The sequence below is a fragment of the Mesorhizobium sp. M4A.F.Ca.ET.022.05.2.1 genome, from assembly GCF_003998845.1.
Classification (GTDB): domain Bacteria; phylum Pseudomonadota; class Alphaproteobacteria; order Rhizobiales; family Rhizobiaceae; genus Mesorhizobium.
Genome location: NZ_RZOJ01000215.1, coordinates 1 through 10,147 on the forward strand (window position 1 = coordinate 1; position 10,147 = coordinate 10,147).

A 10,147-nucleotide genomic window follows, 5' to 3' on the forward strand; every position below is an offset into this window, starting at 1 on the left:
ATCGAGGACCTCGTTGGAGGCCCAGCGAACGACGCCATCGCGGTCCAGCAGGAACTGGCCGACGAGCTGCCCTATGCCGGTTGCCATCATCTGTTGGTCCGCTTCAGTGATATCGTAGCCGTCTTTCTTGTTCAGATATTCGAGCGCCGCAAACGGGTCCATCGGTTCCGGCATCTCGTCCGGCAATTCGACCCGTATCGACTTCACATCGCTCATCGAAACCTTTTGCGGCCATGCGCTCTCGTCTTCGGTGATTTGCATATTCGGCAACCCAAAGGCGCGGTGTGAAGTCCGCTCCGGATCGGATGCCGCGAGTAGGCCTAGCATCGGATGGTAGCGGAGATAAAGGCGCGCCCGCTCGACAGGTGTGTTTACCACCGTCAGGCTATCGATGCCCTTCGCATTGAGGGCTGGGGTGAGCTGCGAAAGTATGGCGATATGGCGCCTGCAAAAGGGGCAATGCAAGCCTCTATACAGTCCGACCAGCACTGGTTTCTCGCCTCGGAAATCGTCGATGGCGATCTTGCCCTCGCGGGTAATCGCGTCGAGCACGAAATTGGGCGCCGTTTCGCCAAGTTGCAGCGGGCCTATGTTCAGACGTTCTGGCATGCTGATCCCTCCTCCCGGGTTGATTCACGACGGATGTGCGGGCGAGTGGCTTGAGCCCATGTGCGACACATACGTCTTTGGGCATGCTGAAATGGCGGTCGGCCTTAGTTAGGTCGGCGTCGAAAGTCCAATTATAGCACGGAGTGGGCGGACGCTAAGGCGTTCTTACGGAGGGCCGCGCTTACCAGATGGCGCTGGTGTCCGCTTTAGCCCGGTTGCCGGCCTAAGCCCCGTAGATTGACCGTCCGATATATGTCTGGAGCCGAAGGCTGCAGGTCTGCTGACGGCTTATTCAGCCGTTGTCGGCGCAAGCTTGGCGCCCAAGCTGCAGTCTCGTCGCTCTCGGCGGCGCCGCGAATCTGTGCTAAGCGCCCGCCCAAATCAATCAAAGGACGACAGCTGTGAACGAACTCACCGTGGCCGAGGCGACCGAGAACATCTACGCCTCACTCCAAGCGGATAATGCCGACATCGATGCACATATCGCGACACTCAAGGCAGCGTTGACGCGAGAGGGGAAAAAGCAGGCGGTGTTCGATCCGGCCAGGCTGGCACAGAACAACCGCTCTGGCCGCAAGTTGATGCAGGCCTATTTTCGGCAGCGCGGCGTTGGCGTGAGCTTTTCGGATTAGCAGAGCGCGCCGTTGGGAGTTCCCTGCCGGTCCGGCGGTTCGCCATCCTGACGTCGCGTGCAGGCAATCTTAGGTACTATGCTGTAAGATTATCTTCCCCTTGCCGGCAAGCCGATCCCGAGACCCAATGCACCCATCTGAACGGCTCAGATTCTGGAGCGAGCGACTTGCGGACGATGTTTCGCCTCGCGCCATGCTCGCCGACATCTCCGACGATGCGAGCGAGCGCCTGGTCGCATTGCGAGCGGCCATGCGCGCCTTCCCTGGAATTGCACGCATTGGCGATGGGCCCTGGGGATTGGGGCGCGAAATAGACCTTCCCATCCGCCTACATTCAATCCGGGCAGTCTTCGTAACGTGGACTGAATTCGTTTTCGATGGTGTTCGCAATGACGCCCGGCGTGAGGCCTTGGACGCGCTTGAGACGCCGCTGGCCAAACTCGATGAGGGCCTTCCCGACTTCTACCAGCGCAATATCATAAGCAGCGACTATGCTGTCGCCGCTTGGCAGGACGCGACCGAAGCTGCGCGAAGGGGAGTTTCGCTTGTCGAAGCGATTGCGGCGCTGGAATTTCGTGATCTGGCATTCGATCGGGACCGCCCCCATCGGGACTTCCTCGACACGCTCAGCATATACGGTCCGACCGGACGCAGCGACATGGCCAGATGGCGGGCGGCGCAACGCGTCGCCATAGGGGTGGATTGCGCTGTCCTGCGAGATGGCGAGATGACAAGATCGGAACTTGCGCTTGCGCCGCTTTGGCCTGATGCGACCACCGCCGCACTGGAAACCAATCTCACGATGGGCCTGAGCTTCAAGAACGCGCAAGACCTAGGATATGACATCGAGAAGTGGCTGCGCGAGCGCAAGGACGGTTCCCTGATCCTCGGCATGGGCGTTGAGCAAGCGCGAGAGCGCGTCGTGCGGACCGCGAATCTCGCCTGGTCATTCTGGGAAACCCGGCCCGCTACCGACACGTGCTATGCTTTCGGCTATTGCCTGCACGGAGATCTGCAAAACCCGAACTGGGGCAGCGAGACAAGCCGCCGACCCTGACCTGCCGAAGTGCGACGATCCAGCGGTATAGATTCGGCGCTCAATTCCGGCTGTTCAAATGCCGCACCCGGCGCAGCGCCGGAAACAGCCAAGCCCACAGCCCAGCGACGGCCACCGCGCCGATGCCGCCGATCACCACGGCGGGCACGGTGCCGATCAGCGCCGCCATGGTGCCGGCGCGGAACTCGCCGACTTCGTTGGAGGCGCCGACGAAGACCTGGTTCACCGCATTGACGCGGCCGCGCACGTCATCCGGCGTCCACAGCTGGATCAGTGTCTCGCGGATATAGACGCTGAACATGTCGGTGGCGCCGAGCAAGGCGAGGGCCAAGATCGACAGCCAGGTGATGGTTGAAACGCCGAACAGAACGGTGACAGCGCCGAACAGACCGACAAAGCCCAGCATGATCTTGCCGGCATGGTCGCGGATCGGGTGGCCGGCCAGCCAGACGGCGACGCAGATGGCGCCGATGCCCGGTGCCGAGCGCAGCAGGCCGAGGCCCCAGGGACCGAGTTCGAGAATGTCGCGCGCATAGACCGGCAGCAGCGCCGAGGCGCCCGACAGGAGCACGGCAAACAGATCGAGCGAGATGGCGCCGAGCACGATCTTCTCGCTCCAGATGTAGCGGAAGCCGGCGAACAGCGTTTCCATCGTCGGCTTGTCGGTGGCGGTCTGCTGGGCGGGCTTCGGAATGGTGAAGACGAGGAGGGCTGCAACCAGCATCAGGACGGCGGCGGTGATGTAGGCCGTCTCCGCCGAAAGCCCGTAGAGCAGGCCGCCGGCGACCGGGCCGACAATGGTTGCTGTCTGCCAGGCAGAAGAATTCCAGGCGATCGCGTTGGCGAAGTCCTCCGGCGGCACCAGATTGGCGAACAGCGAGGATGAAGCCGGTCCATAGAAGGCGCGCGCTATGCCGAACATCGCAAGCACCACAAAGATGGGCAGCGGGCCGGCGAGGCCGCGCAACGTAAGCAGCAAGAGCGCAACCGCACAGCCCGCTTCGATCAGCGACGACAAGGTCATGATCAGGCGGCGGCCGAAGCGGTCGGCGACGACGCCGGTGACCAACACCAAAAGCAGCGAGGGCAGAAACTGGACGATGCCGACGATGCCGAGGTCGAAGGGATCGCGGGTCAGATCATAGACCTGCCAGCCGACCGCGACGGAGACGATCATGGTGGCGAAAGTGGTGAGGAAGCGCGCCACCCAGTAGCTGAGGAAGGGTCTGTGCCGGAAAGCGGCATAGCGCTGGTCCGGCGAAGTCTGTTCAAGTGCCATGGAGAGAAAGGCCCCGTTGCGAAAAAAGGCCGGCGGGGCAACTTCCACGATGGGCGCTGGTCCGGCCAGATGACCTTCTAGCAAAGTTCGCGGCGGGATGTGTGGCAGAATCGCGCTGGATCAAGAAATTTCCGGCTGGCGGCAAGGCGGACCGGAAAGTCAGTCCCTCAGCGCGGCGGAAATGGCCTCCAGCCCACCGCGCAAGTCGGCCTCCTTCGGCCAACAGAACCCGACGCGGAAGAAGCGCTTCGGCATTTCGAACCAATGGCCGGGGCCGACATAGGTGCCGTGGTCTTCCAGCAGCCTTGTGTAGAAGCGATCGAGGTCGAATTCGGCATCGACGTTGAGCCTTGGGAAGCCGACAACGCCGCCTTGCGGCCGCACCCAGTCGACCAGCGGCTCGTGGTCGATCCATGCCTGCACGATGTCGCGCCGCTTGGCCATCTCGGGCAGAAGTATTGCGAGGAACGCATCGCGACGCTCGAGCATGCCGCGCGCTATGCCTTCGTCGATGACGCTGCCGCAGATGCCGATCTGCTCCTTGGCGGCGAGGAACCTTTCCTGGAGCGCGGCGTCGCGAGTGACCAGCCAGCCGATGCGGATGCCCGGAATGCCGAAGGCCTTGGAGAGCGACGAGACGCTGATCGCGCGTTGGCTGAGCGATGCGGCCGCCGGCAGGCGCCGGCCGTAGGAAAGGTCGCGATAGGTCTCGTCGACCAGGAGATGGCATTGCCGGCTCTCGGCGAGCGCCACGAGCGCGTCGAGATCGGCACGACTCATCATCGTGCCGGTCGGATTGTGCGGGCAGGTGACGCTGATCAGGCGGGTGTTCGGCCGCATCGCCGCGGCGAGACGATCGACATCGACGGCGAAGCCGTCGTCGAAGTCGAGGTCGACATAGGAGATAGGGCAGCCGATCGCCCGGGGGGTCTCAATGTTGGTGGCGTAGTTGGGCCTGATGACCACCAGATGGTCGCTGGCCGAAAGCAGCGATGTGGCGATGATGAACAACGCGCCCGCGGCACCCGCGGTGACCAGCACGTCATCGGGAGAAAGGCTCTCGTCCTGCGCGGCGACCAGCGCGCGCAACTCCTTATCGCCGCGATGTTCGCCGTAGAACAGGGTGAGATCGGGCAGCGTGAGACCGATGTCGGAGAGTTTCTGGTCGGCAATCGAGCTTTCGGAAAGGTTATAGCGGATACGGTCGTAGCCGTATTCCTCCGGCGCCTCCCTCTCGATCACCATCCTGGCGTAGTTCATGGCTCCCCCCAGACTGCTTGGACTATCCAAGCCACAAAAGCATGAAGCCTGCCAAGGCGGATTCGCCGGCAGGCTTCTGTTCCAGTCGTTGAAACTATTGGCTCAGGCACGAGCCTGTCCCGGGCGTCGTCGAAATTCACCGTGAACTAATGAAGGCAGCGGCGAGCGTTCGGTTGAGGGGGAAGCGGTCGGCAACACAGCGCGCTCGACCTCCCCTTGCAAGCCGTCGATCCATGCGCTAATACTGAACCAAATGGTTCAGTATACGACAGCCCGCCTTGATGCCTCGTTCGCCGCGCTCTCCGACGCGACCCGGCGCGGCGTGCTGGAGCAACTCGGAAGTGCAGAAGCTTCGATCACGGAGCTTGCCGAAAAGTTCCACATGACCCTCACGGGTATGAAGAAGCATGTCGTCGTCCTGGAGCAGGCGGGGCTCGTCATCACGAAGAAGGTCGGGCGCGTTCGGACCTGCAAGCTCGGCCTGCGCCGGATGGAGGAAGAGGCGGCATGGATCGAGAGGTACCGCCAGCTCTGGGACGCACGCTTCGACGAGTTGGACAAGGTCGTCGAGGAACTGAAAACGGAAGGAGAAGGTTGATGGACGTAAGAAAAGAGAGTGAGCGCACCCCCATGACGAGCCGCACGACGGTCGAACGGAAGTCCGAGCGTGAGCTGGTCGTTACGCGTATTTTCGACGGCCCGGTCCGCATCGTCTACGAGGCGTGGACCAAACCCGAGCTGTTCAAGCGGTGGTGGGCGCCGAAGTCGGCAGGCGTGCCTCTGCTTTCCTGCGAGATGGATGTTCGTGTCGGAGGCAGATACCGGGTCGAATTTGGCCACGATGCCTCAGAGTCAATGGCATTCGTCGGCAAGTACATCGACGTGATACCGAACTCGCGCCTCGTCTGGACCAATGAGGAAAGTGATGACGGTGCCGTGACCACGGTGACGTTCGAGGAAAGAGGTGACAAGACGCTTCTGGTGCTGCACGAACTCTATCCCTCGAAGGAAGCTCTCGACGAGGCCATCGCCGGGATGGAGGGCGGTATGCCCGAGCAGTTCGAGCAGCTGGACGAGCTTCTCGTCACGCTGGGCGCGGGTGTGGGACGGTCATGAAGTCGCTCTCGCGGTCACCGGCCTCGAGGGGAGTCTCAACGTGCCGTAGAGCAATTCCAGGAAAGGTGTGTGAAACGGTTTTGCTGGAATAGCGTCAAAACAAGGATAGAGCGGTTCGACGTTTCCGTGAAACGGTGAACCGCTCTAGGCCGAAACCTTGGCTTTCCTGCCCCTGGCCTTGACCGGCTCGGCGGCCTTGCGGCCGAGGCCGATCGACTTCGCCAGCTCGGAGCGCGAGGCGGCATAGTTGGGGGCGACCATCGGGTAGTCGGCCGGCAGGCCCCACTTGGTGCGATAGGCTTCCGGCGTCAGCCCGAAATGGACGCCGAGGTGGCGCTTCAGCGATTTGAATTTCTTGCCGTCCTCGAGGCAGATGATGTAGTCCGGCGTCACCGAGCGCCTGGGGTTGACCGCGGGGACGAGCGGCGCGGCGACCGGGGCCGGCGGCTGGCCGAGGCTGCTGATCGAGGCGCTGACGCTGGCGATGAGGTCGCTGAGGCCGGAGGCAGGCAGACGGTTCTTCTCGACATAGGCGGAAACGATGTGGGCGGTAAGCTCGAGCAGGTCGATTTCCTTGCGAGCGTCGTTGCTGTCGTCGGCCAATTTATGTCTCCGTCGGTAGGGGGATGGCGCGACTCCTAGTCGGCAAATCTGGATAACGCAATGACTTCGCGCCACGAAACACGTTATTTTGAACAACTATACTGAGCTATAATACTATCAGACGATCAGCGCCTTGTCGCGCCACAGTCGAAAACCGCCCTCGAAAGCGCGCGTATTGTCGCCGCGCCTGGAATCGGCGGGCATTTCATCAAGCTTGTCGACATTGCCGCCGCCGATGACCACGTAGTCCGGCTGCAGGGCGGCGCGAAGCCTGTCGACGACATCGAAGACGGATTTGCGCCATTTCCTCTTGCCGCGTTTCTCCAGCCCGCGCTCGCCGACATAGTCCTCGAAGCTGCCGCCCTTCCTGTAGGGAAGATGGGCGAGTTCCATCGGCTGGGCGACATTGTCGACGATCATCGCGGCGCCGAGGCCGGTGCCGAGGCCGAGGAACAGCATGCGGCCGCCCTCATAGCTGCCGATGGCCTGCATCAGCGCGTCGTTGATAACCTTCACCGGCTTGCCGAAGGCGGCGGCGAAGTCGTAGCCCGCCCAACCCTTGCCGAGATTGGCGGGGTCGGCGAAAGGCCGGTTGTGGGCGACCGGACCGGGGTAGCCCATCGAAATCAGGTCATAGGGCAGGCCTTCGGCCAGCGTGTTCACCGAGGTGATCATCTGCTGCGGCGTCAGGCCAGGCCCGGACTCGGCGCGGCGCATCTCGCCGCCGGCGCTGGTCAGGATCTTGACATGCGAGCCGCCGATGTCGATCGTCAGCACGATCTGTTCCGCATCCGCCGCCGCCGGCTTTGCCGCCTTGGCCATGTCGTTGCCTCCCAGCCCCTATTTCGATGGGTTGATCCAGCCGTTCGGCGGACCGAAGTCGTTCAGGGCATCGGCCGGTCCCCAGCTCTTCGGCGCGTAGATGTGCGGCGCCGTCGTGTCGCCAAGCACAGGGCCGACGATGCGCCAGGCAAGCTCGGCCGCATCCTGGCGGGTGAACAGCTGGCCGTTGCCGTTCATGGCGTCGCCGATCAGGCGCTCATAGGGCGGCATGTCGCCCTTGCTGTCATCGAGCGCCGTCAGTTCCACCTGTTCGCCGACCATGTCGTCGCCGGCCACCTTACGCTGGGCGCCGATCGAGATCGCCACCTGCGGGTCGATGCGGAAGCGGACATAGTTGGCGTCGTCCGGCTTGATCGGGTCGAAGACGTCGAGCGGCGGCCGTTTCAGCCGCACGATCACCTCGGTGGCATGCACCGGCATGTTCTTGCCGGCGCGGATGAAGAAGGGCACGTCCTGCCAGCGCCAAGTGTCGACGAAGAAGCGGACGGCGGCGAAGGTTTCGACCGGGGAGTTCGGGCGCACACCCGGCTCCGCCAGATAGCCGTCGAACTGGCCGCGCACGACATCGTCCTTCGTCAGCGTGCGGATGGCGCGGAGCACCTGGACCTTCTCGTCGATCAGGTCGTCGGCCGAGCGGCCGACAGGCGGCTCCATGGCGAGCAGCAACAGGATGTTGAGCAGGTGGTTCTCGATGACGTCGCGGATGCAGCCGACATCGTCATAGAATTTGCCGCGACCGTCGATGCCGAAATCCTCGGCCATGGTGATCTGCACGCTTTCGACGAAGTTGCGGTTCCAGATCGGCTCGAGGAAGGCATTGGCGAAGCGGAAATAGAGCAGGTTCTGGATCGCTTCCTTGCCGAGATAGTGGTCGATGCGGAAGATCGACTGCTCGTCGAACACCAGGTGCAGCACCCGGTTCAGCCAGCGCGCCGACTGCAGGTCGTGACCGAATGGCTTTTCCACCATCAGCCGCGCGCCACGCGCGGTGCCGGACTGCTCCAGCCCCTGGACCACGGTTTCGAACATGGTCGGCGGCACCGCCATGTAGTGCAGCGGGCGCTGGGCGGAGCCGAGCGCCGTCTTCAGCTTCTCGAACGTCGCGGCGTCGCGGTAGTCGCCGCTGACATAGCGCAGCAGCGAGGCGAGCTTGGCGAACACCGTCTCGTCTATACCGCCCAGCGCATTGACGATGCCGTCGTGGGCGCGCGCCTGCAGTTTGCCGATGTCCCAGGGGTCGAAGGCGACACCGATCACCGGCTCGGTGAGCGTCCCCTTGGCGACCATCTGGTAGAGGGCCGGAAATATCTTCTTGTGGGCAAGGTCGCCGGTCGCCCCGAAGAGCACCAGCGTGTCGGACCGTTCCTGACTCATCGATGTCTTCCCCGCTCTCAGGTCTTTGGCTTCTCGACATGGCCGCCGAAGGCGTAGCGCATGGCGGAGAGCAGCTTGTCGGCGAATTCGGATTCGCCTTGCGAGGAGAAACGGTCGAAAAGCGCCGAGGACAGCACCGGCGCCGGCACGCCGGTGTCGATCGCCGCCTTGAGCGTCCAGCGGCCCTCGCCGGAATCCGAAACGCGCCCGCCGAACTGCGTCAGCGCCGGATCGTTCTTCAGCGCGCCGGCGGTGAGATCGAGCAGCCAGGAACCGATGACGCTGCCGTGCCGCCAGACCTCGGCGACCTGCGGCAGGTCGATGTCGAACTGGTAGTATTGCGGGTTCTCCAGCGGGCTGGTCTCGGCGTCGGCGGTGCGCGCCCGCTTGCCGGCATTGGCCGACTTCAGGATGTTGATGCCTTCGGCGTAGGCGGCCATGACGCCGTATTCGATGCCGTTGTGGACCATCTTGACGAAATGGCCGGCGCCGCTCGGCCCGCAATGCAGGTAGCCGTAGGGCGCGGTGCCGGCGTCCTTGGCCGGCGTGCTCCCGGCGTCGGCGCCGGGCGCTAGCGTGGCGAAGATCGGATCGAGATGGCGCACCGCCTCGTCCGGACCGCCGATCATCAGGCAGTAGCCGCGCTCCAGGCCCCAGACGCCGCCGCTGGTGCCGACATCGACATAGTTGATGCCCTTGGCCGCCAGCTCGGCGGCTTGGTCAACGGCGTCGTGATAGTAGGAATTGCCGCCATCGATGATGATGTCGCCGGGCTCCATCAATGCCGCCACCTGGTCGGCGATCCTGCCGGTGATCGCCGCCGGCAGCATCAGCCAGGCGCTGCGCGGCTTGGCGAGCTTGCCGACGAATTCTTCCATCGAGGCGGTGCCGACGGCGCCGTCCTTGACCAAAGCGGCGACGCTTGCCGGGTTGATGTCATAGACGACGCATTCATGGCCGTCGCGCATCAAGCGGCGCACCATGTTGGCGCCCATCCTGCCCAGTCCCATCATTCCGATCTGCATGGATTTGTCCCAGTCGTTTGAGGAAGAAGAAATCTAGCGGCTATCCGACCCTTCGATACAGACGGTGAAGTCGACATTCTCCCAACGGCTGGTGTCGGGCCAGAAAAAAGTGAAGACGATCGTGCTCCCCGGCGGAAGTCGGTCAACGGACAAATCCACCAGATGGACACCGAACGCGTTTTCGATCGTCTTGTCGTCGCGCACCGTCAGCCATTTGTCGCTGCTCCAATGGACAACGCCGCGCGCTGCAAGCTCGACGCGCAGCATCTTGCCGGTGGGGATGGAACGGATCTTGTTGTTGAAGCGCCATATCCTGCGCGGCGAGGTGGTCTTTGCCTTGATGTAGCGC

At 63.2% G+C, this 10,147-nt stretch carries 10 protein-coding genes and 2 pseudogenes; 4 read left to right on the forward strand and 8 right to left on the reverse strand.

Translation table 11 applies throughout. The features are described from left to right. A partial coding sequence (locus tag EN745_RS21520; RefSeq protein WP_145992085.1) for a peroxiredoxin-like family protein occupies positions 1-609 on the reverse strand: 609 nt, incomplete at its 3' end. 401 nt (positions 610-1,010) lie between these two features. On the opposite strand from EN745_RS21520, the gene EN745_RS21525 reads away from it, so the two are divergent. After that, the gene (locus EN745_RS21525) at positions 1,011-1,241 is read left to right on the forward strand and encodes a hypothetical protein (RefSeq protein WP_126057523.1); all 231 of its coding nucleotides are present in this window, start codon (positions 1,011-1,013) and stop codon (positions 1,239-1,241) included. Between the two features lie 193 nt (positions 1,242-1,434). Continuing rightward, on the forward strand, positions 1,435-2,298 hold the full coding sequence (locus tag EN745_RS21530; protein ID WP_127422207.1) for a hypothetical protein: 864 nt from the start codon (positions 1,435-1,437) through the stop codon (positions 2,296-2,298). Positions 2,299-2,338: 40 nt separating this feature from the next. Here EN745_RS21530 and EN745_RS21535 read toward each other — a convergent pair whose 3' ends face one another. Both EN745_RS21535 and EN745_RS21540 read right to left on the reverse strand, forming a co-directional pair. Further along, a complete protein-coding gene (locus EN745_RS21535; RefSeq protein ID WP_126057525.1) occupies positions 2,339-3,577 on the reverse strand; it encodes an MFS transporter in 1,239 nt (412 codons plus the stop codon). Between the two features lie 159 nt (positions 3,578-3,736). Beyond that, complete coding sequence (locus EN745_RS21540; RefSeq protein WP_127422208.1) at positions 3,737-4,837, reverse strand: aminotransferase class I/II-fold pyridoxal phosphate-dependent enzyme; 1,101 nt, start codon at positions 4,835-4,837, stop codon at positions 3,737-3,739. A gap of 253 nt (positions 4,838-5,090) precedes the next feature. Between EN745_RS21540 and EN745_RS21545 the strand changes: the two are divergent. Together EN745_RS21545 and EN745_RS21550 are read left to right on the forward strand one after the other, a co-directional pair. Beyond that, positions 5,091-5,457, forward strand: a pseudogene (locus EN745_RS21545) (helix-turn-helix domain-containing protein). Beyond that, on the forward strand, positions 5,435-5,953 hold the full coding sequence (locus EN745_RS21550; RefSeq protein WP_210213766.1) for an SRPBCC family protein: 519 nt from the start codon (positions 5,435-5,437) through the stop codon (positions 5,951-5,953). The pseudogene EN745_RS21545 and the gene EN745_RS21550 overlap by 23 nt, the downstream one beginning before the upstream one ends. Positions 5,954-6,097: 144 nt before the next feature. Here EN745_RS21550 and EN745_RS21555 read toward each other — a convergent pair whose 3' ends face one another. From EN745_RS21555 to EN745_RS21575, 5 genes and pseudogenes are all read right to left on the reverse strand, one after another. Then, positions 6,098-6,556, reverse strand: coding sequence for a MucR family transcriptional regulator (locus tag EN745_RS21555; protein WP_127422209.1), 459 nt, complete (start codon positions 6,554-6,556; stop codon positions 6,098-6,100). 117 nt (positions 6,557-6,673) lie between these two features. Then, positions 6,674-7,378 (reverse strand): ROK family protein, encoded by a 705-nt coding sequence (locus tag EN745_RS21560; protein WP_126057529.1) that lies wholly within the window; start codon positions 7,376-7,378, stop codon positions 6,674-6,676. A gap of 18 nt (positions 7,379-7,396) precedes the next feature. Continuing rightward, positions 7,397-8,773 carry a glucose-6-phosphate dehydrogenase gene (gene zwf, locus EN745_RS21565; RefSeq protein ID WP_126057530.1) on the reverse strand — a complete coding sequence of 459 codons (1,377 nt, stop codon included), beginning with the start codon at positions 8,771-8,773 and terminating at the stop codon, positions 7,397-7,399. A 17-nt stretch (positions 8,774-8,790) separates the two neighbouring features. Then, on the reverse strand, positions 8,791-9,798 hold the full coding sequence (gnd, locus tag EN745_RS21570) for a phosphogluconate dehydrogenase (NAD(+)-dependent, decarboxylating) (RefSeq protein WP_126057531.1): 1,008 nt from the start codon (positions 9,796-9,798) through the stop codon (positions 8,791-8,793). 33 nt (positions 9,799-9,831) lie between these two features. Then, positions 9,832-10,147: pseudogene (locus tag EN745_RS21575) on the reverse strand (glucan 1,4-alpha-glucosidase); the annotation flags it as partial.